24 protein-coding genes and 1 riboswitch are annotated in these 26,269 nt (G+C 60.1%); of the genes, 12 read left to right on the top strand and 12 right to left on the bottom strand.

Features of this window, described 5'->3' with window-relative positions:
* The first annotated feature begins 140 nt into the window (after positions 1 to 140).
* Positions 141 to 956, top strand: a complete 816-nt coding sequence (locus tag ABHR75_RS04305) for a putative RNA methyltransferase (RefSeq protein ID WP_346963738.1) — start codon at positions 141 to 143, stop codon at positions 954 to 956.
* Positions 957 to 1,081: 125 nt separating this feature from the next.
* Here ABHR75_RS04305 and ABHR75_RS04300 read toward each other — a convergent pair whose 3' ends face one another.
* Positions 1,082 to 1,483 (bottom strand): hypothetical protein, encoded by a 402-nt coding sequence (locus ABHR75_RS04300; protein ID WP_148331554.1) that lies wholly within the window; start codon positions 1,481 to 1,483, stop codon positions 1,082 to 1,084.
* A gap of 229 nt (positions 1,484 to 1,712) precedes the next feature.
* Here ABHR75_RS04300 and ABHR75_RS04295 point away from each other — a divergent pair, with 229 nt between their 5' ends.
* Together ABHR75_RS04295 and ABHR75_RS04290 are read left to right on the top strand one after the other, a co-directional pair.
* The gene (locus ABHR75_RS04295; RefSeq protein ID WP_346963737.1) at positions 1,713 to 1,856 is read left to right on the top strand and encodes a hypothetical protein; all 144 of its coding nucleotides are present in this window, start codon (positions 1,713 to 1,715) and stop codon (positions 1,854 to 1,856) included.
* Between the two features lie 63 nt (positions 1,857 to 1,919).
* Positions 1,920 to 2,624, top strand: coding sequence for a class I SAM-dependent methyltransferase (locus ABHR75_RS04290; protein WP_118081367.1), 705 nt, complete (start codon positions 1,920 to 1,922; stop codon positions 2,622 to 2,624).
* A 48-nt stretch (positions 2,625 to 2,672) separates the two neighbouring features.
* Here ABHR75_RS04290 and ABHR75_RS04285 read toward each other — a convergent pair whose 3' ends face one another.
* Positions 2,673 to 2,969, bottom strand: coding sequence for a hypothetical protein (locus ABHR75_RS04285; protein ID WP_346963736.1), 297 nt, complete (start codon positions 2,967 to 2,969; stop codon positions 2,673 to 2,675).
* Between the two features lie 77 nt (positions 2,970 to 3,046).
* Between ABHR75_RS04285 and ABHR75_RS04280 the strand changes: the two genes are divergently transcribed.
* The 4 genes from ABHR75_RS04280 to ABHR75_RS04265 all read left to right on the top strand — a co-directional run bounded on the left by ABHR75_RS04280 (position 3,047) and on the right by ABHR75_RS04265 (position 9,512).
* Positions 3,047 to 3,535, top strand: coding sequence for an N-acetyltransferase (locus ABHR75_RS04280; RefSeq protein ID WP_346963735.1), 489 nt, complete (start codon positions 3,047 to 3,049; stop codon positions 3,533 to 3,535).
* A gap of 254 nt (positions 3,536 to 3,789) precedes the next feature.
* Complete coding sequence (locus tag ABHR75_RS04275; protein ID WP_346963734.1) at positions 3,790 to 5,793, top strand: GTP-binding protein; 2,004 nt, start codon at positions 3,790 to 3,792, stop codon at positions 5,791 to 5,793.
* 94 nt (positions 5,794 to 5,887) lie between these two features.
* Positions 5,888 to 7,006: an AAA family ATPase gene (locus ABHR75_RS04270; RefSeq protein WP_346963733.1), complete on the top strand. Its 1,119-nt coding sequence runs from the start codon at positions 5,888 to 5,890 to the stop codon at positions 7,004 to 7,006.
* Positions 6,999 to 9,512: an excinuclease ABC subunit UvrA gene (locus ABHR75_RS04265; RefSeq protein WP_430392721.1), complete on the top strand. Its 2,514-nt coding sequence runs from the start codon at positions 6,999 to 7,001 to the stop codon at positions 9,510 to 9,512. The genes ABHR75_RS04270 and ABHR75_RS04265 overlap by 8 nt, the downstream gene beginning before the upstream one ends.
* A 41-nt stretch (positions 9,513 to 9,553) precedes the next feature.
* On the opposite strand, the gene ABHR75_RS04260 is transcribed toward ABHR75_RS04265, so the two are convergent.
* The 7 genes from ABHR75_RS04260 to ABHR75_RS04230 form a co-directional block, all read right to left on the bottom strand.
* Positions 9,554 to 10,654, bottom strand: a complete 1,101-nt coding sequence (locus ABHR75_RS04260; RefSeq protein ID WP_346963731.1) for an ATP-binding protein — start codon at positions 10,652 to 10,654, stop codon at positions 9,554 to 9,556.
* Positions 10,655 to 10,850: 196 nt separating this feature from the next.
* Positions 10,851 to 11,450, bottom strand: a complete 600-nt coding sequence (locus ABHR75_RS04255; protein WP_346963730.1) for a tRNA (cytidine(34)-2'-O)-methyltransferase — start codon at positions 11,448 to 11,450, stop codon at positions 10,851 to 10,853.
* A gap of 98 nt (positions 11,451 to 11,548) precedes the next feature.
* Positions 11,549 to 12,679, bottom strand: coding sequence for a GTP-binding protein (locus ABHR75_RS04250; RefSeq protein ID WP_117635529.1), 1,131 nt, complete (start codon positions 12,677 to 12,679; stop codon positions 11,549 to 11,551).
* Positions 12,680 to 12,765: 86 nt separating this feature from the next.
* Positions 12,766 to 13,107 carry an arsenate reductase family protein gene (locus tag ABHR75_RS04245; protein ID WP_117769844.1) on the bottom strand — a complete coding sequence of 114 codons (342 nt, stop codon included), beginning with the start codon at positions 13,105 to 13,107 and terminating at the stop codon, positions 12,766 to 12,768.
* 11 nt (positions 13,108 to 13,118) lie between these two features.
* Complete coding sequence (locus ABHR75_RS04240; RefSeq protein ID WP_346963729.1) at positions 13,119 to 13,742, bottom strand: flavodoxin family protein; 624 nt, start codon at positions 13,740 to 13,742, stop codon at positions 13,119 to 13,121.
* A gap of 74 nt (positions 13,743 to 13,816) precedes the next feature.
* A complete protein-coding gene (locus ABHR75_RS04235; protein ID WP_346963728.1) occupies positions 13,817 to 15,346 on the bottom strand; it encodes a diguanylate cyclase domain-containing protein in 1,530 nt (509 codons plus the stop codon).
* A 127-nt stretch (positions 15,347 to 15,473) separates the two neighbouring features.
* Positions 15,474 to 18,191 carry a bifunctional diguanylate cyclase/phosphodiesterase gene (locus ABHR75_RS04230; protein WP_346963727.1) on the bottom strand — a complete coding sequence of 906 codons (2,718 nt, stop codon included), beginning with the start codon at positions 18,189 to 18,191 and terminating at the stop codon, positions 15,474 to 15,476.
* A 363-nt stretch (positions 18,192 to 18,554) separates the two neighbouring features.
* On the opposite strand from ABHR75_RS04230, the gene ABHR75_RS04225 reads away from it, so the two are divergent.
* Positions 18,555 to 19,424, top strand: a complete 870-nt coding sequence (locus ABHR75_RS04225; RefSeq protein ID WP_346963726.1) for a patatin-like phospholipase family protein — start codon at positions 18,555 to 18,557, stop codon at positions 19,422 to 19,424.
* Positions 19,425 to 19,536: 112 nt separating this feature from the next.
* Here ABHR75_RS04225 and ABHR75_RS04220 read toward each other — a convergent pair whose 3' ends face one another.
* From ABHR75_RS04220 to thiM, 3 genes are read right to left on the bottom strand one after another with little or no spacing between them, the layout of a single operon-like run.
* Positions 19,537 to 20,232, bottom strand: a complete 696-nt coding sequence (locus ABHR75_RS04220; protein WP_346963725.1) for a thiamine phosphate synthase — start codon at positions 20,230 to 20,232, stop codon at positions 19,537 to 19,539.
* Positions 20,229 to 20,570, bottom strand: a complete 342-nt coding sequence (locus tag ABHR75_RS04215; RefSeq protein WP_343000889.1) for a thiamine-binding protein — start codon at positions 20,568 to 20,570, stop codon at positions 20,229 to 20,231. Before ABHR75_RS04215 ends, ABHR75_RS04220 begins: the two co-directional genes overlap by 4 nt.
* 3 nt (positions 20,571 to 20,573) lie before the next feature.
* Complete coding sequence (gene thiM / locus ABHR75_RS04210) at positions 20,574 to 21,413, bottom strand: hydroxyethylthiazole kinase (protein ID WP_346963724.1); 840 nt, start codon at positions 21,411 to 21,413, stop codon at positions 20,574 to 20,576.
* Between the two features lie 51 nt (positions 21,414 to 21,464).
* A riboswitch (TPP riboswitch) is annotated at positions 21,465 to 21,575 on the bottom strand.
* A 93-nt stretch (positions 21,576 to 21,668) separates the two neighbouring features.
* Between thiM and ABHR75_RS04205 the strand changes: the two genes are divergently transcribed.
* The 4 genes from ABHR75_RS04205 (at position 21,669) to ABHR75_RS04190 (ending at position 26,228) form a co-directional block, all read left to right on the top strand.
* Positions 21,669 to 22,577, top strand: coding sequence for an HAD-IIB family hydrolase (locus ABHR75_RS04205; RefSeq protein WP_346963723.1), 909 nt, complete (start codon positions 21,669 to 21,671; stop codon positions 22,575 to 22,577).
* Between the two features lie 10 nt (positions 22,578 to 22,587).
* Positions 22,588 to 23,484, top strand: coding sequence for a LysR family transcriptional regulator (locus tag ABHR75_RS04200; RefSeq protein WP_006234513.1), 897 nt, complete (start codon positions 22,588 to 22,590; stop codon positions 23,482 to 23,484).
* A 152-nt stretch (positions 23,485 to 23,636) separates the two neighbouring features.
* The gene (locus ABHR75_RS04195; RefSeq protein WP_346963722.1) at positions 23,637 to 24,770 is read left to right on the top strand and encodes a 5-methyltetrahydropteroyltriglutamate--homocysteine S-methyltransferase; all 1,134 of its coding nucleotides are present in this window, start codon (positions 23,637 to 23,639) and stop codon (positions 24,768 to 24,770) included.
* Between the two features lie 123 nt (positions 24,771 to 24,893).
* The gene (locus tag ABHR75_RS04190; RefSeq protein ID WP_346963721.1) at positions 24,894 to 26,228 is read left to right on the top strand and encodes a uracil-xanthine permease family protein; all 1,335 of its coding nucleotides are present in this window, start codon (positions 24,894 to 24,896) and stop codon (positions 26,226 to 26,228) included.
* Positions 26,229 to 26,269: the final 41 nt, after the last annotated feature.

Below are 26,269 nucleotides of genomic sequence, written 5' to 3'. Positions count from 1 at the left end.
GATATACGCCGTGATGCGCGACCGGGTGCCCTACCGGGAGTAGCCCCGACGGTTGACAAAACTATAGGAACACCCAATGACTAGGCGGGGAAGGCGTGCGACAATGGTGGGCGTTGTGTTGTTCGCGCTAAGGAGTTGCCATGTTGTTGTGCCCCGTTTGCCATGAGCCGCTGGTGGATGACGAACGCGGTGCTGCATGCGCGGGCGGACACCGGTTTGACCGTGCGCGCGAGGGCTATCTATATCTATTGCGCTCGTCCAAGAGCGGCGACTCCATGGGCGATCCCAAGTCGCAGGCACGCAGCCGTCGCGACTTTCTGAACCGCGGTTACTATGCGCCGTTGCGCGATGCGATGGTCGAGCTGGTGCGCGAGCGGGTGTCTGGACGTGCCGCGTCTACGAACTGCCCCATGACGTTGCTCGATATTTGCTGTGGCGAGGGCTACTACACCAGCGCCATGGGTGCGGTGCCGGGCGTGGATGCTTACGGCTTTGACCTGGGCAAAGAGATGGTGCGCCTTGCCGCCAAGCGCGGCGATGCGACCTACTTCGTGGCCAACATGAAGGACATCCCCGTGGCCGATGGCACCTTCGATATGGTGACCGAGCTCTTCGCTCCCTTTAACGAGCGCGAATTTGCCCGCGTGCTGGCTCCAGAGGGCTCACTCTATACCGTGGTGCCGGGTGCCCGTCATCTCTTTGGGCTCAAGGAGGTGCTCTACGATACGCCGTACCTTAACGATGAGAAGCTGCCGAAGACCACCGAGCTCGAGTTGGTCGGAACACAGCGGGTGTCTGCGAACATTACGCTCCAGACCCAGGCAGACATCGAGGCGGTGTTCCAGATGACGCCGTACTACTACCGCACACGCCCTGCCGACAAAGAGCGCCTGGCAAATTTGAACACGCTCCAGACCGATATCGACTTCATCATCGCCGAGTACCGCCACTGCTAACCTACCAAAAAGGGACAGGTTTATTTTGGCAGGTTTTATCTGGGCAAACGCAAAGGGCCGACCGCGGAGACGCGCGATCGGCCCTTTTTAGTTGCTTGGCTGCAGAGGTTATGAGAAGCGAGCGCTTACAGGCGGTCCTTGTTCTCGGCCTTAACGGCGTGTGCCTGCTGAACAAAGAACAGGTCGTACACCACGATGACAAAGGCGACGATATTGACGGAGCTGCCGCCGAGCGCGGGAAGCGTGAGTACGGCCTGCGCAATCGTGGCGATTGCGGCAACGATGCCGAGCTTAAACGCGCCATCCACCTGCGAAGGCTTGTTGGCGCCCTTGATGCCCGCAACACCTGCGGCAAGATCGACAACGCCCTTGGCGACCAGCACGACCGCGGCGAGCATGGCGTTCGACCCGTAGGTGGACTCGAGCTTGCCGGTCGCGATACCGGCGATTCCAATGACGAGACTGGCGATGCCCAGAACAAAATAAATCAGGGCAAGGATTTTGAGTGTCTTGCGCGCGGCGCTCATGGCTGGTCCTTTCGATGCGGGCGCGGAGAATCTGTCGCACCCAGGTTGTGGCACATATCGTGAAGCACATTGTAGTTCAACGCGGCGATGCATGCGTTTGAAAGCGTCTCTTGCCTGTACGGTCCAACCTTTCAAAAAGGAAAGCTGGACGTAAGCCAAATCGATGGCAGCCCATGTGCGGCGCTGCGATGATGAGGCCGTAACAAGGAGCTGGTCTCAAGGAGGAGTCATGATGTACGGAGCAGGGCAAATGCGTGAGCCGCAGTCGTTGGGAAGGCGCATGGGTGATTCTGTGATCGCTGCCGTGTGCACGGGATTGATGGCGGTGCTTTGCATTGCGATGCTGTGGGCCATGTCGCATGTGGGACAATAGCGGACGGTTGGGTGCTGGCATAAACGGCACTCGCGTATTCGTTTTGCTTGCTAAGGAGTGCCCATGGGCGTCGTCGATCCCTTTTCTGTTGCTCGGGCCGCGGGGCTTGAGCTGATCGGGAAGTCCGAGGGCCTCACGCTCACCGACGGCACGATGGAGCTGCGTGCCGATTTTGACCGCATGCTTCCGCGGCTCAAGCAGGGCCGTCTGCAGCAAGAGCTGTTGGTAAAGGCTGCGCGCGCAAAAGGCATCGAGTGCCCATGGGCGATTGATGCCACGGCAGGCTTTGGCGAGGATTCGCTGCTGTTGGCGGCCGCGGGCTTTACCGTCGATCTGTATGAGCAGGATTGCGTGATCGCGGCGCTCCTCAAGGATGCCCTGGATCGCGCGGCAGATGATCCGGCGCTTGCGGCTGCCGTGTCGCGCATGCGCTTACATGCGGGCGAGGACAGCATTGCCGGCCTTCGTCATACGGCTGAGCTGATCGGGCGGGGCGAGCTTGCCGCCCCCGACGTGGTATATCTGGATCCCATGTTTCCCGAACGCACCAAGAGCGCGGCGGTGAAAAAGAAGTTCCAACTCTTGCACCATCTGGAGCAGCCGTGCGCCGATGAGGAGACGCTGGTCGAAGCTGCGCTTGCGGCGCGCCCGCGCAAGGTCGTTATCAAGCGGCCGGTGAAGGGGCCGCTGCTTGCCGGCGTTAAGCCGAGCTATCAACTTGCGGGCAAGGCCGTTCGCTACGATGTGTTGGTGCCGCCGCGCCCGTAGCTTGCGTGCGATGGCTGGCGCTCCGTCAATGCCGTGCCGATGCGGCGCCTATTTCCAAGGGTGCGACGTCAAGTGCCAGCCGCCGCAGTATTCGCATTTGTAGCAGGCCAGCCCGCGGCGTCCGCGGTTTTCGCAGTCGGCCATAACTGCCTCGGCCTCGGCGCGCGTGTCGTAACGGTTTTTGCGCTCGCACGATTTGTAGCGCCAGGCTTCATCGCGCTCGGCGTCCAGGGCGTCGCGGCGCTCGTCCTCGCGTGCAAACAGGTCGCTCATATCGCTGCCGGTAGCAGCGCCCAAAAACTCGCTTTTGGCCTTTGACCAGGCGGCTCGCTTTTTGCTTCCCATCTGCATCGCGCCCCTCTCCAAACGTTGGTATCATTGCTCAATCAAAGTGATACCAATAAACGTGAGGTCGCCGCGTGATGATCAGAAAAACCCTCGATACCGACATTCCCGCCGTCATGGCTATCTATGACGCGGCCCGTGCCTTTATGCGCGCGCATGGCAACGCCACGCAGTGGCCCGAGGGCACGCCTTCTGCCGAGCAACTGGCTGCCGATATCGCCGCTGATGGCAGCTATGTGTACGAAGTCGACGGTCGCGTGGTGGCGACGTTTGCCTTTTTACCGGGCCCGGACGAGTGTTATGACGTAATTGAGAACGGGCAATGGCGCAGCGACACTCCGTACGCCGTGCTGCACCGTGTGGCGTCCGACGGCACCATGCACGGTATCACGGCTGCGATGTTTGCCTTTGCCAAGGAACGCGCCAACCACCTGCGTATCGACACACATCAGGATAACCTGCCCATGCAGGGTGCGAGCCTCAAGGCTGGATTTGAGCGTGCCGGCATCGTGTATGTGTCGGACGGTACACCGCGTGTTGCGTTTGACTGGCTGCGCGAGGCATAAGAGCGGGGACGCGTGTCAACAATTCGCGCGAACGAAAATGGCCCCGGGTGGGGCCATTTTCGATTACTACGCTGTTTTGAAAGCCGGCTTTCGCAAGGCGCGAACCTACGAAAATCGCCGCGCGGCAACGCGGGGCGATGAGCTCGGTCGGGGGATAGGGCTCGCTTCGCCCGCCGGCCCGTACATTGTATCATCCAGTGTGGAACGAGGATGCCCGTTGCCGCGTGCGATGGGCTTGCAATAAGAGGAGAGCCATGTCGAAGCAAGCGGTCGTTGGAATCTTGGCGCATGTCGATGCCGGCAAGACCACGTTGGCCGAGGCCATGCTGTTCAACGCGGGTCGTATTCGCAAGCGCGGCCGCGTTGATGATGGCGATTCGCACCTGGACACTGACGCGATCGAGCGCGAGCGCGGCATTACGATCTTCTCGTCGCAGGCCGTACTCGACCACGGCGATACCCACGTCATGCTCGTGGATGCACCGGGGCATGTCGATTTTTCGGCCGAGGCGGAGCGCACATTGCGCGCGCTGGACTACGCGATTTTAGTTGTGGGCGCCAACGACGGCGTGCAAGGGCACACCGAAACCCTGTGGCGCCTGCTTGCACGCTATGACATCCCGACGTTCATCTTCATCAACAAGATCGATTTGGAGAATCCCGGCCGCGATGTTTTGCTGGCACAACTCGGGCAGCGTCTTTCCGAGGGCTGCCTGGATGCCAACGAACTGCTGGCGGGCGGCGCCGTTCAGGAGGACGCTGCTGCGTTGGACGAAGCGGCGCTCGAGGAGTTTTTTGAAGCGGGTGAGCTTTCTGTCGCAACGCTGTCGCGCATGGTTGCCGAACGCAAGCTCTTTCCCTGCTTTGCCGGCTCGGCGCTCAAGGACCAAGGCGTGGACGAGCTGCTGGACGGCATATGCGCGCTGATGCGTGAACAGGCATGGCACCCGGAGTTTGCCGCGCGCGTCTATCGTGTCAGCCGCGGGGATCACGGCGAGCGCTTGGCTTGGGTTAAAGTGACCGGCGGCACGCTGCATGCCAAGCAGATGATTGACGGACGTTCTGGCGCCGAAGCATGGGAGCAGAAGGTCGATCAGGTACGCATCTATAACGGCGAGAAGTATGAGCTTGCCCAAGAAGTTGTTGCTGGCGGTATTTGTGCTGTGACGGGTCTTGCGCACGTTCGCCCAGGGGACGCCCTGGGCGCGGAGCCCGCGGGCGATGCGCCCGTCATCGCTCCGGTCCTCACCTATACGGTGCTTCCGGGCGAACACGATGTCCACGCGGTGTTCAAAGCGCTGACTGAGTTGGCGGACGAAGATCCCATGCTCGGCGTAAGCTGGAACACGCATCTTGAACAAATACATTTGCAGCTCATGGGGGCGGTGCAGCTCGAGGTCGTGCAGCGGGTGTTGGCCGATCGTTTTGGCCTTTCGGTTGCGTTTGAGTCTGGCGGCATTCTCTATAAGGAGACTATTTCGCAGCCGGTCGAGGGCGTGGGCCACTTTGAGCCGCTGCGCCACTATGCCGAGGTGCATCTGCGCCTGGAGCCGTTGGCAGCGGGTTCGGGCGTGCAGTTTGGCACCGTGACCTCGACCGACGAGCTCGATCTTAACTGGCAGCGTTTGGCGCTCACCAACGCCATGGAGCGCGATCATCTGGGCGTGCTGACCGGTTCGCCCATCACCGATGTGCGCATTACGCTCACGGGCGGCCGCGCGCATGCCAAACACACCGAGGGCGGCGATTTTCGCCAGGCCACGTATCGCGCGATTCGCCAGGGACTCATGCAGGCACGTGAGGCCGGCGCGGCGGTGCTGTTGGAGCCGTGGTACCACTTTGAGCTCGAGGTGCCGGGGGAGTGCGTGGGCCGGGCGCTCTCGGATGCCACGCGTATGGGTGCCGAGTACGAGCCACCGGCGATGGCGGGAGACCGGGCGAAGCTTGTGGGTCGCGTGCCGGCATCCGAGGTGCAGGATTACGCGCTGGAGGTGGCTGCCTACACGAGCGGTCGCGGGCATCTGTACCTGGAGTTCGCCGGTTATGCGGCCTGTCATGATGCCGAGCGCGTTATAGAGGCGGCCGCCTATGAGCCCGAGGCCGATCTGCCCAACACGCCCGACTCGGTCTTTTGCTCTCACGGCGCCGGTTACACGGTCAAATGGTACGACGTACCCGCCGCGGCACACGTAAAGGTCGATCCCGCCACCTTCCGCCCCTGGCGTGCAGCAGACGCGGAGTTTTTCGGCCACATGTGACAAAGGGGCAGTTCCTTTTGTTCCATGCTATTGGTATAACTCGGTATAAGTTGGTATAACTATTACCAGGGTTTGCCAATCCGAGGAGGCCGACATGAATCCAAATCCCTTTAAGCCAACGGCAGGCAAGCGGCCTCCGATACTCATCGGTCGCGAGTCGGTCATCGAAGATTTCGAGGAAGGGCTCGATAACGGCGCCGGAGCGCCGGGCAGGCTCATGCTCATTACGGGAAACCGCGGCTGCGGCAAGACAGTTCTCCTGCGGGAGCTGCAACGTCTGGCCAGTGAGCGCGGATGGGCGGTTGTCTCCGATTCCGCTTCGCTTGGCTTATGCGACCGCTTGGCCGACGCGCTTCGCTCGAATAAACCCGTTGTGACGTCAATGGAGCTCGGTCCGTCGTTTGGCCGGATGTCGGTCGAGGCGGCGCGAGCAAAGGGCGAGACGTTGCGAGGGCTGGTCAACGAGCGCCTTAAGAAGCTCGGTCCAGGCAAGGGCATACTGTTTGCGATTGACGAGGCGCAATCGGCGTCTATCGAGGAACTGGCGGCTCTTGCCGTTCTCTATCAGCAGGTGCTCGGAGACCAGGATGCCACGGGCCTGCCCGATAGCGACCAGCGCGGTCTTGCGCTGGCGTTCGCTGGATTGCCCAGTATGGTTGATGACTTGCTCGAAGAGCCGAGCGTGACGTTTTTGCGCCGTGCCCAGCAGCGTACGCTGGGGGCGATTTCTTTGCCCAAGGTGCGCGATTCGTATATCCAGACGGTCAAAGACGCTGGTCTTTACGTTGACGCGGAGACGGCGGACCTTGCGGCACGCAAGAGCATGGGGCATCCCTATATGGTTCAGCTGGTGGGCTATTACATGTGGCGCTCTGCTGTCCGGCGTGGTTCGCAGGTCATCGAAAGGTGCGATGCCGAGGCCGGCCATACGGACGCCGTCTCCGAGTTCTACGAAGCGGTTGACGCGCCCCTGTATTACGGGCTGCGTAGTCCACAGCGCCTTTTTATCGAGGCCATGGCGGTTGACGAGGACAAACCGACTCGTATGGCGGATATCATTGAGCGCTGCGATCGTACTCAGAGCTGGGCGAGTAAATATCGCGCAAGTCTGATTCGCGAGCGCGTCATCGAGGCTGCCGGATATGGCCTCGTCCGGTTTACCGTGCCCATGCTGGGCGCGTACATTCGCGATCGAGTTATATGGCATGAGTAGGGTGATAAAGGTGACGGAACAGAAGATGAGCCCGCAGGCTATCGAGGTACGTGGCGCACGTGTCCATAACCTTAAGGACATCGATATCGATATTCCGCTGGGAAAGCTCGTGGGTATTGCCGGCGTGTCGGGCTCGGGCAAGAGTTCGCTGGCACTGGGAGTTCTTTATGCCGAGGGCTCGCGTCGCTACTTGGAAGCACTCAGCACCTATACTCGCCGTCGCCTGACGCAGGCCGAACACGCCCAGGTGGACGAGGTACTGCACGTGCCGGCGGCGCTCGCATTGCATCAGCGCCCCAGCGTGCCGGGCGTGCGCTCCACCTTTGGCACCATGACCGAGCTCAACAATAGTCTGCGTCTGCTCTTTAGCCGTTGCGCCCATCACGTGTGCCCGCATTGCGGGACGCGCGTGGAACCGAGCCTTAACGTGGCCGCTGGTCTGTCGCTCACGTGCCCTGCGTGCGGTCGCGAGTTCTACGCGCCGAGTGCCGAGGATTTGGCTTTCAATAGCGGCGGTGCGTGCCCTACCTGCGGCGGTACCGGTGTCATGCGCGAGGTGGACGAGACGAGCCTGGTGCCCGATGAGTCAAAGACCATCAACGAGGGCGCAGTACTTCCCTGGGGTACGCTTATGTGGGATCTGATGAAGCAGGTAGCCGGCGAGATGGGCGTGCGTACCGACGTGCCGTTTAACCAGCTCACGCCTCAAGAGCGCGACATCGTGTTCCATGGTCCGGCGGTTAAGAAGCACATTCTCTACGTTCCCAAAAACGGCGAGGGCGCCACGCCGCTCGACTTCACCTATTACAACGCCGTCTATACCGTCGAGAATGCGCTCGCCAAGGTCAAGGACGATAAGGGCTTAAAACGCGTTGCGCGCTTTTTGCGCGAGGGGGCATGCCGTGACTGTGGTGGCACGCGTCTTTCCGAGGCTGCGCGCCAGCCCCAAGTGCGCGGTATCAATCTGGCGCAGGCCGCGGCCATGACGCTGGGCGAGGCGATTGAGTGGATGCGCGGGGTGCCCGCATCCTTGCCGCCCGAGATGCGGCCCATGGCGACGGATATCTGCGATTCGTTTTTGAGCGTGGCCCGTCGTCTGGTCGACCTGGGTCTCGATTACCTTTCACTCGACCGCGCCGGTGCCACACTCTCCACGGGTGAGCGCCAGCGCGTGCAGCTCGCCCGCGTGGTGCGCAACCGGTCGACGGGCGTGCTCTATGTGCTGGACGAGCCCTCGATCGGCTTGCATCCAGCCAATGTCGACGGCTTGGTGGGCGTGATGCGCGATCTGGTGGATGACGGCAACACCGTGGTTGTTGTCGACCACGACACGCGCGTACTGGCGGAAGCCGACTATCTGGTCGAGATGGGCCCCGTTGCCGGAGCAGGCGGCGGCAATGTGATCGCCGCTGGTACGGTAGACGAGGTCGAACAATCGCAAAGCAGCCGCATCGCGCCGTTTTTGCGCGCCGAGCCCAAGCGCTTGCGTCCGCAGGTGACTGACGACGAAATGTTCGACCAGGGCCATATCCGCATGGCGACCGATGCCATCCATACCGTCAAGCCGCTCGAAGTCGATATCCCGCGCGGCCGCCTTGTCGCGGTGACGGGTGTTTCGGGTTCGGGTAAGACGACGTTGGTGCTCGAGACGCTCATCCCGGCGCTTAAGGCGCAGGCAGCTGGCGAGCGTCTGCCGGGGCACGTGCGTTGGGTCGATGCCGAGGGCATTGCGCGTGCCAACCTGATTGACGCCACGCCCATCGGTGCCAACGTGCGCTCGACGGTAGCGACCTATGCCGACATCCATGATGAGCTGCGCCGCGCCTTCGCCCGTACGCCCGAAGCCAAGGCAGCCGGCTACAAGGCGGGTGCCTTTAGCTACAACACTGGCGCCTTGCGCTGCCCTACGTGCGATGGTACGGGATCGATATCGCTCGACGTGCAGTTTTTGCCCGATGTCGAGATCGTCTGCCCGGCATGTCGCGGTTCGCGTTATGCCGACGCGGCTTCGCGTATCCATCGCGAGGGCAAGGATGGAAGCCTACTTACGTTGCCGCAGCTCATGGACATGAGTGTGGACGAGGCCATCGACGCCACGGTGGGACTCAAGAAGGTTCAGACGCGCTTACAGACCTTGCACGACCTGGGCCTGGGTTATCTCACGCTCGGTGAGCCCACGCCGGCGCTTTCGGGCGGTGAGGCACAGCGGCTTAAGCTCGCGAGCGAGATGGGCCGCGTGCAGGACGACGCCGTATTCGTGTTCGACGAGCCCACAATCGGACTACATCCGCTCGATGTCCAAGTGTTGCTGAGTGTGTTCGACGGCCTCGTTGCCAAGGGCGCCACGGTTATCGTGATCGAACACGATCTCGACCTTATCCGCAATGCCGATTACGTGATCGACATGGGCCCGGGTGGTGGCGACGCGGGCGGGCAAATCGTCTGCGCCGGCACGCCGGGCGACATCGCTGCCTGCTCTACAAGCATCACCGGTCGCTACCTATAACCGAATGCGACAAAGGGGCTGCCCCTTTGTCGCATTGACCTCTATTTCACGCATTGAGCCGCGAGATAGTCGCGGAAGAATGGCAATTCAAATGCGACGAGCCCTCGTCCTCGTTCTCCGATGATGCCGGCATCTATCATGCGGCGTCGGTAGCGGGAGACCTGCTGCGGCGAACGCTTAAGGCGCTCGACAAGGTCAGCGGTGGTGGACTCTTCCTCGTCATCGAGCATGGCGATGAGGAATCGCTTGTCCTCTGCAGTGAGTTCCCGATAGGTTGCCGCGAGGATTCGGTCGTCCATCTCGTCGCGCGCGATTTTGATTCCCAGGTCAAAGTCGCGTGACGAGATTTCCTTCGAATCGCTTGTGAGATCCCAGGCACGGTAGCCTACGAGTTGCAATAGGAAGGGAAAACCAGAGATCGAGCGAACGGCTCTATCGATTCCCTCGGCATCTGCCAGGCGATCGTTTTCCTGGATCGTGCGAATCAAGGCCTCGCGTACGTCATAGTCGGCAATGCGACCCAGATGATATTGTTGGGCGCGGCGAAGGAACGAGACCGTCTTGTGGTTCAGCAACGTCGAGACGTTGTTGGGAAGTCCCGCCATGAGCAGCGCGACGCGTTTCCCATCGGTCACAAAGTGCTGATACGTCGCTGCGAGCTGAATCATCTCGTCGAGTGTCGGGTCCATCTCGTCAACCGTGACGAGCAGACCGGTGCCCGCCTCGTTGAGCTGGTCGATGATGTCGCTCATGCGATAACGCCAGGTTGAGGCATCGTGAACGCGATTGACCTCGATGCTGCCGAGCGGTGCAATTCCGAGGCCGGTGACTTCGAAGTTCTTAGACGGGTCGATAAGATGGCCGGCAGCACGTTTCGCCCCGAACTCGATTTCCTCAAGCATTCCCGGGAGCGCGGTCGTCTTTACGGCTATCCAGCCGTGGGATTCCGCCCTTGTCGCGAGCGACGACATGAGAGCGGTTTTACCGGTTCCGCGCGCGCCTGAGAAGATCGAAGTCAATTCCGGGCGCCTGCGCTGGCTCAAGAAGGCACGGTCCAAATCCCGAATAATCTGTTGTCTGCCAGCGAGATGGGCAGGAACCTCACCAAAACTGGGGGTAAACGGGTTCTCGAGATATTTCACAAGGCTCTCCTTTCACACCGCCGTTTAACTTCATTTTATTTTAGTTAATTCTGATTAAAAGCAATGGTTCGTTATTTAGAGCATCAATGTGACAAAGCGACAGTCCCTTTGTCACATTGATGCCAAAACCAGCTTGTCAAGAGCTAGAGGGTTTAAAAATCTGCCATTTCTACCCCGTCCCCTAATGGCGGGTTTGTTACATTCCCGGAAAGCCTGTTTGGCGCAGGGCCTCGTAGAGGACGATGGCGGCGCTGTTGGAGAGGTTGAGTGCACTGATACGGTAGTCGTCCGGGTTGACGAAGTTGCCGCAGATATCCTGCTGAAGGATGGTCTCGTGGCTGTCCTCGGTATGCCCCAGCGATTCCTCGTGGGCTTCCCAAGCCTCGGCGTTATCGAGTGAGTCGCAATCGCGCAGCATCGGGATGCGCTCGCAGCGCTCGGGCGCCGCGGCAAGCAGTGGCTCGGGAATGCCCGAGCTTTCGCTGCCAAAGACTAAATAGTCACCGTCACGGTAGGTGCTCTGTGCATAGGTTCGGCGTGCCTTTTTGGTCAGCAGATGTAGGCGACCATCGGCGGGGGAGAGGTCGTTGCGCGCAAGGAAATCCTTCCAGCCGGCATAGGTCGTCACGTCCAAGTTTTGCCAGTAGCCCAGGCCAGCGCGACGTACTGTCTTGTCGTCGAGCGAAAAGCCCAGCGGCTCCACCAGATGCAGGCGGGCGCCGGCAACCACGCAGGTGCGGCCGATATTGCCCGTATTGGCCGGGATTTCGGGCGCATACAGCACAATGTTGAACATGAATCTCCTTGGCATAGAACGAAAAACCACCACGAAGGGGACAGGCACCTTCGTGGTGGTTTGGCGGTTGCGTAGCGGAAAAACCCGCTTGGATAAACCTAGGCACGGTGCCAGTCGGTCAGGCAGGCATCGAGGGAGGCGATGAGCGCATCCTTGTCCATGTGACGGCCGATGATGCACAGGCTCGTCATGCGGTCGCCCGTCTCGTCGTCCCAAATCTGCATGATTTCGGGGTTCTCGTCGATGATCTTCTGCTTCTCGCCCTCGGGCGCGGAGTCAACGAACAGGCCATTCTCCATCAGGCGCATCTGGTGGCCGGCCTGCTCAAACATGTAGCACATGTCCGGATCGCCGGTCTGCCACAGCGGACCCTTGACGCGGATGACCTCGTCGGGCCACTCCTGCTCAACAAAATCGGTAAATTTCTGCAGGTCAAACGGCTTGCGGCGCGAGTACACAAAGGTCTCGATGTCATACTCGAGCACCTCGGGGTCGTCGTGCTCCTCGGGATGCTCCATGGCCTCGATCCAGGCGGCGGAGTTGTAGGCGCGCATAAAGTCGAAGCGGTCGGTATCGAGCAGCTCCTCCATGGGGACCTCGCCGTTTTGGGCCTCGACGATCACGGCGTCCTTCTGCAGGCTGCGCACGATGGCCTTGAGCTCGGCGATCTGCTCGGGCGTCACGGTATCGGTCTTGTTAAGGATCAGCGTGGAGCAGAACTCGATTTGCTGGATGAGCAGGCTTTCGATGTCGTCCTCGTCGATATCCTCAGCCAGCAGGTCGCGACCGCCGTTGAACTCGTCGTACATGCGGGCGCAGTCGACCACGGCCACGATGTTGTCGAGCGCGAGCTTGGGCTCGCCGCCCACCTTGGCCTCGTCGCAGAAGCTCGAGATGGTGTAGGCGATGGGGATAGGCTCGCAAATACCCGATGCCTCGATGATGATGTAGTCGAACTTGCCCGAATCGGCAATGCCCTGCAGCTGGTTGGCCAGGTCGTCCGAAAGCGTGCAGCAGATGCAGCCGTTGGTGAGCGGGATGAGGTCGTCGGTCTCGGAAAGGCCGCCGTCGGCGATAAGACTGGCGTCGACATTGATCTCGCCGATATCGTTGACGATCACGGCGGCGCGGATGCCGCCGTCGTTAGCGAGGATGTGGTTGAGCAGCGTGGTCTTGCCGGCACCGAGGTATCCGGTAAGCATGATGATCTTCACGGGTTTGTTGGGCATGTGCCCTCCTTTGTTAGACATGGCTTACAGTTGAATCTTATGCCAAACGCCTGCTCTTATACCCACGCGCCGGCAAATAACACAGGCTACTCCCAGGCTCCCCATACATCGGGGCAATAACCGACGGTGGCCTTTTTGCCGTTGCGCACGATGGGTTCGGCTAGAACCTGCTGGTTTTCGAGCAGTTTGTCGAAGCGCTGGCTAGGGGTAAGGTGCTGGATGAGCGCGAGCGTCTCCTCGTCCTTGGCCTTGGGGTTGAGCAGCTTGTCGATGCCGCCGACCGCCTGCATCACGCTCGTGAGCTCGCCCTTGCTCATCTCCTTTTCCCTAAGGTCAATAAACTGCACCTTAATGCGGCGCTCCTTAAAATAGCGCTGGGCCTTCTTGGTATCGAAAGACTTTTTGGTTCCAAAAATCTGGATATTCATGCTCCGCCGCTCTATCGAATGAAGTTGGTCGTTGCTCGATCTGCCTCGGGTGCGTTGATACCGGCGGCCTGTCCTGCCTCGATACAGCGCAGGAGCCAGGCCATGTTTTTGCCGATGTTTCGCATGGTGGCCAGGCCCTCGGCGTCCTGGGTGGCCTCGCCCGGCATGGCACCAAAGACGTTGTTCCAGTACGTGGAGGCCACCACGGGCATCTGGTTGATAGTGAAGTACTTGTTGAGTACATCGAAGGTGGTCGACGTGCCGCCACGGCGGGCGACGGCAACGGCAGCGCCCGGCTTGTGGTCAAAGGCCTTGCTGCCCGCATAGAATGCGCGGTCGAGCGCCGACAGAATGCGACCGCTGGGGTGCGCATAGTAGACGGGGGAGCCAAAGACAAAGCCGTCTGCCTGCTCGGCGGCGGCGATGAGCTCGTTCACCACGTCGTCGTCAAAGGTGCAGCGACCGCCAAGCTTGCCGCACTGACCGCAGCCGATGCAGTCGCGGATGGGCTTGGCGCCCAGTTGGAATACCTCGCTGTCGATGCCCTCGGCTTTAAGTTGCTCGGCGACTTCGGCGAGCGCGCGAGCGGTGTTGCCGTTTGCCTTGGGGCTGCCATTGACCAAAAGAACCTTCATCACAAACTCCCTCTGCTGTTGGTGACTTCTGCAGAGGATTATCGCACGATGGGGGAGGCGGTGCGGGCGTGGTGCTAATCCAGTTTGGTACCTGGCACCTGCACGGCTTTCCCGAGCAACACTTTGAGCTCGTTCAAAATGGAAACGGGCTGTCGGTCGACGGTATCCAGATGAAGCGTGGCCACGCGAAGGGGCGGCTGATATTCAAACGAGCCAAAGAGCACGGGAGAGCCCAGGAATCGTTCGATTTCGTTTGCGAGCTCGTCGATTGCCTCGGGGCCGAGCTCATCGAAAAGCGCCACGAACATTGGTCCCGTCGAGCGGAACAGGCGACCCTTGCCGCGCGAACAATCCATGAGGCAGGCGGCACTTTCGGCGAGCACGCGGTCGCCTGCATCGAATCCAAAGCGGGCATTGACTTCGGCGATATCGTCGACCTTAATGGCAATAAAGCCTGCCTCGCGCGCCACGCGGCGCATCTCTCCAATAGCGTTGACCAGCGCGTGGACATCGCCCAGGCCCGTTACCGAGTCGGTCGTATCTGCCAAGCTTCGGTTGATGATAGTGCCCACATACATGCTGGGCTCGGTATCGGTGCCGTCCAAGCGGTAACCTGTGCAGTCGCAAAGCACGTATTTTCCGGTGGCATCCATTACGCGATACTGCATGTAGTGGAAGTGCCACGTGCCGTTTATCACCATGTCGAGCTCGGCGCGTACGTTGTCGCGGTCCTCGGGATGAACGCGGGCGAGCCACATGTCGAGTGAGTTAAAAGGGTGCTGGGAGGGCAGGTCAAAATCGCGCACGGCGTTAACCGACCATTGCGATTCTCCCGTATCGAGGTTAAGGATGAACGGATAGCGCGTCTCGGAGCTCATGGAGATCGCTTGGAACACCCGGTCGTTGCAGGGAAGCTGATCGACGATTGGGCGTTGCGGCGCGTCATTGTCTTTCGGTTGCTGCACACGATGCATAAGCTTATAGCGATACATCTTGCGATCGGCATCCATCGTCATCTGGCGACGCGTGTCGCCGGCAAGTGGATCGACGCGCGAGCAGCCAAAGCTAAAGCTGGCGATCATGGGCGCCTTGCCACTTGAGCTCGCCTCGATCAGCCCGGCACGTACCCGCTCCAAGCGCTGCTCGAGTTCGGTCTCGTTTGCGGAGAGCGAGATGAGCACAAACTCGTCTCCACCGATGCGGAACAGCATCTCATCGTGCTCCATGGTTTCGGAGAGCGTGCGGCAGATGCTCAGAATATAGCGATTGCCTTCGGCGTGGCCAAACCTATCATTGCAATGTTTGAGATGGTCGATGTCAATATAGGCGCAGGTGAAGGGGTCACCTTTGTGCCAGAGCTGCTCGACGTGACGGTCGAGTCCGCCGCGGTTGCCCAAGTTGGTGAGCGGGTCGATATAGGCGTTGCTCTCAAGCAGCCGGCGCTCTTGTTGCAGGATGGCATGCGTCTTTTGCAGTTGCTCGCCAACGGCGCGCAGCTCAGCAGGCAGCGCGGCAACATCGAGTTCGGCGGTCGAGATGCCATTCGCAAGTCGCTGAAGATAGGCAATAATCGATTGCTCACCCAGGCGATATGACTCGTTCATGATGGATAACCTCCTTGGGCGGAACAACGGTTTGTATCATATCCCCAATTCGGTTTGAATTGGGGTAATAAGTTAGCTAATGGAGACAAATGCCCCCTTCGACGGTGGCGTTTTGCGCGCGAGCGTATCAGTTGTTATTGCCACCATCGAGCAATGCCTCAAAATCCTTCGCCGGCATGGGGCGGTAGTAGAGGAAGCCCTGAGCGTAGCGGGCACCCATGTGGCGTAGCATGTTCGCCTGCTCATCTGTCTCGACGCCTTCGATTACAATGGGCAGATGGAGCGACTGCGCCATCTCGAGCATCGATGACACGATCTGCGCGCTGCGGCCTTGATCGCGGTCGGTGGGCACAAAGGTGCGGTCGAGCTTGATGACGTCGACGTTGACGTTCTTGAGCATCGCGAGCGTGGACTGACCGGTGCCAAAATCGTCCATATAGGTCGAGAAGCCGCGGGTGTGCAAGTCGGCTGTCAGTTTGTCCACGGCTTCGGACTCTCCCGTATAAGCCGTCTCGGTGATCTCGATACGCATGAGCTCGGGCGGTAGGTTGTATTGGGCGGCAAGCGCCCCCATATGCTCGGCAACGTCGCAGGCAAGGATATCCACGCGCGACACATTAAGCGAGACCGGAACCACACGAAGGCCGCGATCGAGACGCACGCGCAGCCACGAGGCGACACCCTGCCAAATGTACTTGTCGAGCGTCACCACAAAGCCGCTTTCCTCGAGTGCGGGGATAAACGTTGCGGGTGAAATGAGAGAGCCGTCCTTGTCAATCCAGCGGGTGAGTGCCTCGGCGCCAATGATCTCGCCGGTTTCCATATCGACCTGGGGCTGCAGGTAGTACGTGATGCGGCCGTTTGAGAGCGCGTACTGGAACTCGGTCAGCGTGCGGTGGAACGCAATCTCGTGTTCATATTCTTCGGGGCGGAAAATGGCAATGCGCTCCTTGAAGTCGTTTTTGGCGCGTCGATTGGTAAACATGGCCTTTGCCTGCGCATCGATGGTGATCTCCTCATTGGAGTCGATGGGGTAAATGCCCATGGACGGCCAAAAACCTACGCCGTCGTTGTGCTTGGCTACAGCCTCGCGCACGCGCGCATAGACACGGTGAACGAAATCGTGCTCAAAGGGTATGAGCAGACAAAAGTCGTCTTGTCCCCAGTATCCCGCGACACCCATGTCGGCGTTCTCGATATCCTTGAGCACCGTGCCCACATCGGCAAGCATACGGTCGCCTTCGGCCTGTCCATACCATTCGTTAAATAGGCGCATGTGGCCCATGTCGACGGTGGCGATACACCAAGCGCCGTCGCGCCTTGCCTTGATGAAGGCATTGGCACGGCGCATAAACTCGCTGGGGCGGTAGAGGCCCGTGAGCGAGTCGATACGTTCGGCGATGGCGCTTTTGCGCTCCGCCTCGGGTATGGGGAGGCTGTCGTTGGGAACAAGCCCGCCGGCCGTGCGAAGGCGACGGTCGAGTTCGCCTAAAACGGCGGTCGCTTGATGGGTTAACTGCTCGTAAAAGGCCGGGACGACAAGGCAGACGGGAGTAATGGTGTCGCCCGCGATTTGAACAGGAGCGAAAACAGCCTCTTTAAGGTGGCGGGTCAGTTGCTCGAATGCCTCATGGTCCAAATCGTTGCTGAGCACGACGAACTGGACGCTTCGTGAACGGAAGACCCGGCTTCTGCCGCGGGTGATCGACAGCATGCGGCCTGCGTATTCGGCAAGCATGTTGTCGACAGCCTCGGCCCCGTAGAGCTCGTTGAGATTCGCCGTGCCACGAATGCGCACCGCTATAAGCCCCGTCTCGCAGCGGTCGCGACGGCAGGCATCGATAGCGTTGACCAGCATGCGCTGCGTTCCGAGGCCTGTGGCGGCGTCGACGGTTTCGGCAAGCGAGTGGTTGACGAGTTCGCCGACATAGAGCGAGGGGACATTTCCGTCGCCGTCGATGCGAAACCCGCGAGCACGGCAGAGAACGTAGTCACCCGCGGCATTGCGCATGCGGTACTGCATGACGCGGCGGTGTTTGGAGCCGTTAAAGATCTGGTTGATGTCGTTGGCGTAGGCCTCGAGGTCATCGGGATGGACGCGCGTCTTCCAGAAATCGCGGCAGCTGTCTATGTGCTCCGAAGGAAGACCGAGATCGCGCAAGGCACCTTGCGACCAAAGGGTGCGGTCCTTGTCCAAGTTCTCGATAAAGAAATAACGGCCCTCGTTGAGCATCGAAAAAGCGTCGAAAATACGATCGCTTATTTCGAAGTCGTCGGCGTGGACTTGCGTAATATTGCGCCGATCGAGGTGCATGGCATGACGTAGCTTGTAGTCGTACATGCGATGGTCGGCATCGAGTGTCATGCGATTGGAGGCTTCGCCCAGGGCGGGGTCGGCGTGTGCCACTCCGTAGCTAAACGAGTGGGGCATCTCGGAATCGTTGTTTTTGAGCAGGATCGTTCGGCAGTGTTCCAGACGTTCGGCGAGGTCGTCCTCGGTCGCTATCGTAGATAGGATGGCAAACTCGTCGCCTCCCAGACGAAATGCCGCCTCGTCTACCTTCATATACAGCTTGAGATAAAGGCTTACCTGCAAGATATAGCGGTTGCCCTCGTCATGGCCAAAGACATCGTTGCAGTGCTTGAGATTGTCGATATCGATGAACGCCATGGTAACGGGAGCGTCCTGCTCCCAGAGCTCCTCGAGGGAACGGGCAAAGCCGCCGCGGTTGCCAAGTCCGGTAAGCTGGTCGGTAAAGGCGGTCCTAATCAGATCATCCTGACGCTCGAGAAGGTCGCGGACGGTCTTTTCGAGCGTTTCGGTGTAATTGCTGACAGTATCCATGTTCTAAGCGGCTTTCTGAAGTCGGGGCGGATTGCGTCGGGCGAGCTCGTCGTGTACACGCGTCGTTGCTCAGCGTTTTGCGTGTATCCAGGCCCCCGCCTTGCTGCGTTGTTGGGTTACTTTGCCGGCTAATGTTCGCTGTTGATAACTGCTGAGTAGTATAAACAACAGTAATAAACAACAGTAATAAACAACAGTAATAAACAACAGTACAAAATTATATAGGGGTGCACATGCTGTGGGTGGCTATTATTCGACAAACGGCAGCGCGACGATGCGATGTCCGATAAAAATGCGACTGAGACGATATATGTTGACGGGTATACTTGTCCCGGTTTTAAACGCAGGAACGGAGATGGTCGCATGGCACAGCCAAATATGACGCGCACGGTGGGGCTGGCGCTCGAGGGAGGCGGCTACCGCGGTATGTATACGGCGGGCGTGCTCGACGTTTGGATGGAGCACGGTTTGACTTGCGACCATATGGTGGGTGTCTCGGCGGGCGCGGCGTTTGGCTACAACTTTAAATCGCGCCAGATCGGCCGTGCCATTCGCTATAACAAGGCCTATTGTGCCGACAAGCGCTATGCGGGTGTAGCAAGCTGGCTGCGGACCGGCGATATGTTCAATGCCGATTTTGCCTATCACGAGGTGCCTATCGAGCGCGATCCCATTGACTTGGAGGCGTATCGCGCCTGTCCCATGCGGTTTACGTGCGTGTGTACTGATATCGAGACGGGCAAGGCCGTCTACCACGACCTGCCCTATGGCGACGAGAGGGATATCGAGTGGATCCGGGCATCGTCGGCGATTCCTGTGGCGACGCGTCCCGTTGCTATTGACGGGCATAAGTATCTGGATGGTGGCGTGGCCGATTCCATTCCCAGCGCTTGGTTGTTTTCACAGGGGTATGACCGCAATATCGTGGTACTCACGCAGCCGGCGGGCTTTGTGAAGCAGCCCAACAGCGTGATGCCCATGCTGCGTCGCGTGTTCCGTCACTACCCGGAGTTTGTCGCAGCGCTTGAGCATCGGCATGAGGTTTACAATACCACTCTCGATGACCTGACACGTCGCGAGGCTGCCGGCGAAATCTTTGTGGTGCGGCCGAGCGAATCGGTGAAGGTGCCGTCGCTATGCCGCGAGCCCGATGAGCTCGAGCGCATCTATCAGATCGGTCGTCGAGATGCGGAGGCGACTTTGCCGGCGTTGGAGGCCTACCTAGCGGGGTAGAGCAAACTGCCGCGGACTCGGCGGAAAGCGCATCCCGGAATGGAGGTCCAAACTGGGATGCGCTTTCCATTGCTAAAGATGTGAGGCTGCGGATCAGCTGCTCGGCTTATGCCTATGCCTGTTGCCAGGTGTCGACGAGCTCCTTGGCGGCGGCGCAGGGGTCGTCAGCACTGCAGACGGCGCTCACCACAAAGAAGCCATCGACGCCGGTGGCCTTGAGCTGCGGCAGGTCGGCCGTCTTGACGCCGCCGCCCACCACGATGGGCACGGGGCTTGCCGCGTGGAGTGCGGCCAGGTCCTCAAAGCTCTTGGTGATGATAGAGCCGTCGGCCGCGCGTCCGCAGTCGCGCTTGGTCTCGGTCTCGTGGAGCGGGCCGATGCCCAGGTAGTCGACCAGGCTCATGTCGGCGGTCTTGACGTACTCGAGCATCTCCTCGCAACGGGCCGAAAGGCCCACAATGGCATCGGGGCCCAGCAGCTTGCGGCAGACCTCGACGGGAATATCGCTCTGGCCCACGTGCACGCCGTCGACGGCAATGCCCTGCTCGCGCGCGGCGAGTACGCAGTCCAGGCGGTCATCGATTAGCAAGGCGACCTGACCGGTCTTGCCAGCCTGTGCGATTGCCTGCGCGGCGTCGCCGGCCAGCGCAATGATCTCGCGGGCGCTTGCCACCTTGGAGCGCACCTGGATGCAGGTAAAGCCTGCGTCGAGTGCCTGGGCCACCACATCGCCCACGGGGCGCCCGAGGGTGTTTTCGGGGCCGAGTACCAGATAGGCCGAGATATCAAGGTTGTCGCGGATGCTCATCGTGCTTCCTCCTGCTTTTTGATCTGCGCTTCCATGCGTTCGAGCTTGCCGGTCATGGTGTCGGTAAATCCGGGTCGAATATCGGCTTTGAGCACGACTTCGGTGCGGATGCCCTTGCTCGCCAACACAAAGGTTGCGTCGCGCACGACCTGCATGACCTCGTCCCAGTCGCCCTCGATCTCGGTGAACATCGAGGTGGTGCGGTTGGGAAGGCCGCTCTCGCGAATGACGCGCACGACTTCGGCGACCTCGGCGGACAGTTCGTCGCCGGTGCCGCACGGGGCGATGGCCACGGCGACGAGCGTGTTCATGCCGGCATTGGTTACGGGCTCGGACATGGCTTATGCCTCCTCGAGCTCGAGCTGGTTATCGGCAATGTCCTGGGCGGTTGCGCGGTAGAGCTCGTCGATAAAGGCGACCTTAAAGCTTGCCGGGGCATCGGCGACAGCGGCGGCACGCGTGCCGGCAACGTTGTAGACGGCGGCGCCGCAGACTGCCGCCGTAAACGGATCGGTAACGCAGGCGTACACGGCCAGCACGCCGCCCTGCGAACAGCCGCAGCCGGTGATCTTGGACATGAGCGGGCTGCCGCCGTGGGACTTGGCCACCGTCGTGCCGTCGGTGATCAGGTCGACTTCGCCCGAGACCACTACGGCGCCGCCGGTGTAGCGGGCGAGCGCCACGGCGGCGTCGCGGGCGGCATCGACCGTGTCGGTGGTATCGACACCGCGCACGCGGCTCAGATCAGCTGCTTCGCCCTCAAGGCCCCACAGGCCGGCGAGCGCGATAATCTCGGAGGCGTTGCCGCGCACGATGGCGGGCTTGTACTGCTTGAGCTCGTTTACCAGCTGGGTGCGCAGGCTACCGATGCCCAGGCCAACCGGATCGAGCACCCAGGGCTTGCCGGCATCGTGTGCCGCCTTGGCCGCGCGGGGAATCGTCTGCTCGTAGATGGGGAAGAGCGTGCCCATATTGAGATAGATAGCGCCGCCGCCGGCAACGAGGGCCTCGCCCTCGTCGGGCAGATAGACCATGGCGGCCGATCCGCCCACGGCGAGCTGTGCGTTGGCGACAAAGTCGATCGTCACCGTGTTGGTGATGGAGCCGGCCATCGGATTGGTGGCGTGAATCTCCTCCACGGCCTTGACCATATGTTGCTTAAGCTGTTCCGAATCAATCACTGCACATGCCTCCTTGGCATAGAAAAGGGGCGCTGTGCATAGACAGCGCCCCTGTAAAGGCGGCATGCTCCCTACGCCAGCATTAACTGACAGGTTCAAAGGATTGGGCTCCATGCCCTCTCAGCCTTGTGGTTTGCACCGCCGGCACTCCCGCATCGAATCTGTTGTTCCCTATACTAGCGCACCTGCCAAAAAGGGACAGGTTTATTTTGGCAGGTCGTTACAATAGGTAGGACCGATACGAATGGGGGCCTTATGATTAAACTTGTGCTGACCGATATGGACGATACGCTGATTCCAGCCGGGCATGACGGCGCTAGCGACTACGCCATCGAGGGCATTCATGCCATGCGGGCGGCGGGTCTGCACTTTGGCCCGGTTTCGGGCCGTCAGCCGTCCGCGATGGGCTGGATGTTCAAAAATCGTTCCGAGTGCTTCTCGACTGGCGCGTTCTGTAACGGCCAGGTCATGTTTGTGGACGGTGAGGCGGTAGCCTCGCATGCGACCGACAACGCCGCCCTTATGCGCTTGGCTGACTACTTGGAGCAAGAGACCGACGATACGTATCTGAAGGTCTACAGCCTGGGTGATGACTTTTGGGATAACGATGCCTATTGCGTGACGAGCGACCCCGAGCGCGTGCGCCGCGCCATGGAGTCGGGCGGCAACGCGTGGCTCAAGGGCGAAGAGGCCCCGTGCCGTCCTGTTGTCGATGACGCACCGGTGTTCAAGGCGAATATCTGGAGTGCCCGTTCGCGTGAGGAGCTCGCGGAGCTACGTGAGCGCGTTGCCGCCGAGGTGCCGGAACTCTCGCTCGTGTTTCCCAACAACCGAGTGCGCCTGTTCGACATCCTTCCGGCTGGTTGGGACAAGGGTTGTGCTGCGCTGGAGTTGGCGCGCGCTTTGGGCCTGACGCCCGACGAGGTGGCCGTATTCGGCGATTCCGATAACGACCTGCCCATGATCGATGCCGTTCCCAACTCCGTTGCAGTCGCCAATGCCAACGAGGCTGTCACGGCTGCCGCGCGCTGGCATATCGGCGCTGCGGCAGACGATGCGGTTGCCGGGGCTCTGCACCAGATTGCCGCCTGCGCCGCGACGGGGGAGATGCCGCCGTTTATGCGCCAGATGGATGCGGCGGGTCTTGGCATCATGAACGTCTAGGGAGAAGGCTATGAAGCTCCAGCAGCTCAGATATGTCGTCAAAGTTGCCGAATGCGGCAGCATCACCGAGGCCTCGCGCCGGCTCTTTGTGTCGCAGCCTTCGATTACCGCGTCGATTCGCGATCTCGAAAACGAGATGGGTGTGCACATCTTTGAGCGCACCAACAAGGGCGTCATTGTGTCCGAGGAGGGCGAGACCTTCTTGGGCTACGCTCGACAGGTGCTCGACCAGGCCGATCTGCTCGAAGGTAAGTACAAGGGCGCGTCCGAGCAGGTGCCGCACTTTAGTGTGAGCTGCCAGCATTATTCCTTTGCCGTTAATGCGTTTGTCGATGTGATCCGTGAGTTCGATGCCGCGCGCTACGACTTTACCCTGCGCGAGGAGCAGACCCACGAGATTATCGAGGACGTCGCGCATATGAAAAGCGAGCTGGGCATCCTGTATCTGTCGGAGCACAATCGCGAGGTCATCGAGCGCATGCTCGCCGCCAACGAGCTCGTATTCGAGGGGCTCTTCTGCGCCGCGCCGCACGTTTTTGTGTGTGCAGACCATCCGCTGGCTGGCCGTTCCAGCGTGACGCTCGAGGACTTGGAAGACTACCCGTTCCTGTCCTATGAGCAGGGCAGCTATAATTCGTTCTACTATTCCGAGGAACTGACCTCGACGTTTGAGCGTCGCAAGAATATCCGCGTACGCGACCGTGCGACGTTGTTCAACCTGGCTATGGGACTTAACGGTTACACGGTGTGTTCGGGTGTGATCAGCCATGAACTTAACGGTCCCGGTATTATCTCGATTCCGCTCGATGTGGACGAGTACATGGAGATCGGCATCATTACGCGCAAGAACACGACGCTCACGCGCTATGGGCAGGCCTATATCGATGCGATTCGTCAGCATATTTAGCTCACTTCGAGATACCCATGTGAGGCTGAGTCCCGCTGTTGCTCTATATAGAAAAAACTTATGACAAACCTATATAAACATATATTTTACGATGGCCATATGAGCGCTCATACTCTGTCCCAGTAAAGCAACCAATGCAAAGGGAGATATCTATGAGCACTTCGATTCAACCGAACGCGCCGTTTCGCGCCGATATCGTCGGCAGCTTTCTTCGTCCACAGGCCGTGAAAGACGCTCGTGCCGCCTATGCTGCGGGCACACTCGACGCCGCCGGCCTTAAGGCCGTCGAGGATGAGGCCATTCGCGACCTGGTGGACAAGCAAAAGTCCGCTGGCCTGCAGGTGATTACCGATGGCGAGTTTCGCCGCAGTTACTGGCACCTCGACTTTATGTGGGGGCTCAACGGCATTGAACGCCGTACCTCGCGTACGGGCTATATGTTCCACGACGAGGAGACCACAGCCGACACCGCCGTGGTAACCGGCCCCATCAGCGGCGAGAACCACCCCTTCGTCGAGCACTTTAAGTTTGTCAAGGCACTTGAGGGCGAGGACCACGTTGCACGCCAGACCATCCCGGCGCCTATCCAGACGTTCTCTGAGGTCACGCTCGACCGCTGCGATGGCCAGCAGGAGAGCCTGCGCGCCGTCTACAAGACCGACGAAGAGCTCGCCGATGCCATTGCAGCCGCTTATCGTACGGTGATCGCCGACCTGTACGCTGCAGGCTGCCGCAACATCCAGTTTGATGACTGCACCTGGGGTATCTATTGCGATACCGACTTTGTGTCCAAGACCGGCATGAGCCCGGTTGATCTGCAAAAGGTGAGTGAGCTGGGCGTGGCGCTCAACAACGCCGCTATCGAGGGCAAGCCCGACGACCTGGTCATTAACACGCACGTGTGCCGTGGTAACTACCACTCTACCTATGCCTTCGAGGGTGGCTATGACCCCATCGCGCCATACCTGTTCGCAAACGAGGATGTTGACGCATTTTACCTGGAGTTCGATACGCCGCGCGCCGGCGGTTTTGAGCCGTTGAGGTACGTTGCCCCTGGCAAGAAGGTCGTGTTGGGCCTGGTGACCACCAAGGCCGCTGAGCTTGAGGACGAGGATGCCATCGTCGAGCGTATTCACGAGGCTGCAAAGTATGTTCCGCTCGAGAACCTGTATCTGTCTCCGCAGTGTGGCTTTGCCAGCTGCGAGATTGGCAACAAGCTGACCGAGGACGAGCAATGGGCAAAGATCGCGCTGGTCAAGCGTATTGCCGAGCGCGTTTGGAAATAGCGGTAACGTTCGCAGGTGACGGCGCGTGCGAGACATGGCGCATCGCGTACAATGGTTCGGATCGTATCGTTCGGGCAGGTAATCCGCTATGCTCGAGCGCCCTTCCATTTTGAAAGGACTCTCATGTCCCAGTCCTCGACGCCCGCCGCCAGCGATGCCATCTACGATGCGTCGTCGCTCGGCCGCCCGCGCATGTTTTTGCTCGGTCTGCAGCACCTGTTTGCTATGTTTGGCGCCACCGTGCTGGTGCCCGTGCTCACCGGTCTCTCGGTTTCGGCAACGCTTTTGTTTGCCGGTTTGGGTACGCTGCTGTTCCACTTCCTGTCGCGTGGTAAGGTGCCGGCATTTTTGGGCTCATCGTTTGCCTTTATTGCGGGTTATGCCGCAATCGCGCCCAACGGCGAGGTCGAGCTTTTGCCCTACGCCTGCCTGGGCGTTGCCTGCGCCGGTCTGCTCTATCCGGTGCTGGCAGCGCTGTTCCGCGCATTTGGCGCCAAGCGCGTCATGCGCTTCTTCCCGCCGGTGGTGACCGGTCCCATCGTCATTTCGATCGGTCTGATCCTGGCGAGCTCCGCCATTGCCAACTGCCAGACCAACTGGTTTGTGGCTGTTATTGCCGTTGCCGTTATCGTCATCTGCAACATTTGGGGTCGCGGCATGGTCAAGATCGTGCCGATTCTGCTGGGCGTTGTGGTGAGCTATGCCGTTGCGGCTGCGCTGGGCGAGGTCGACTTTTCTGGCGTCGCAGCCGCTCCCTGGGTCGGTCTTCCCATCGTGTGGGATGACACCGTGTTTGCGCTCTTTGGGCCGCAGTTCGATAGCGGTCTTGCCACGACGGCCATCATCACCATCATGCCGCTGGCCTTTGCAACTATGATCGAGCATATCGGCGATATCTCTGCTATTGGCTCCACCTGCGAGCGCAACTATATTGCCGATCCCGGTCTGCATCGCACGCTGCTCGGCGATGGTCTCGCCACGATCCTGGCTTCGCTCTTTGGCGCTCCGGCCAACACCACGTATGGTGAGAACACCGGCGTGCTCGCCCTGACGCGCGTGTTCGACCCGCGCGTGATTCGCATTGCCGCGTGCTGCGCCATCGTGCTTTCGTTCTGCCCCAAGTTCGCGGCTATCATTGCGGCCATGCCGGCGTGTGTAATCGGCGGCGTGTCGCTCGTGCTCTATGGCATGATCAGCGCCGTGGGCGTCCGCAACCTCATTGAGAACCAGGTCGATTTCCAAAACAACCGCAACGTGCTGGTGGCCGCTCTGGTGCTCGTGCTTTCGCTCGGCATTGCGTACAGCACCGCCGGCGCCATCGTGCTTGAGCTGGGCGGCGTGACGATTTCGCTTTCCGGCCTTGCCGTGGGCTCGCTGGTGGGCATCGTGCTCAACGCCATCCTGCCGGGTAACGACTTTGAGTTTGATGTCTCCGAGCTCGAGGAGGCTGCTGAGTAGCAGCTGCGTTCAGCTAAACAAGATATGGTGCCCATGCGTAT

This window comes from Collinsella aerofaciens (assembly GCF_039752955.1).
Classification (GTDB): Bacteria; Actinomycetota; Coriobacteriia; order Coriobacteriales; family Coriobacteriaceae; genus Collinsella; species Collinsella aerofaciens_BI.
The sequence above is the reverse complement of the archived record's forward strand: the minus strand, read 5'-3'. Positions and strand labels throughout refer to the sequence as shown.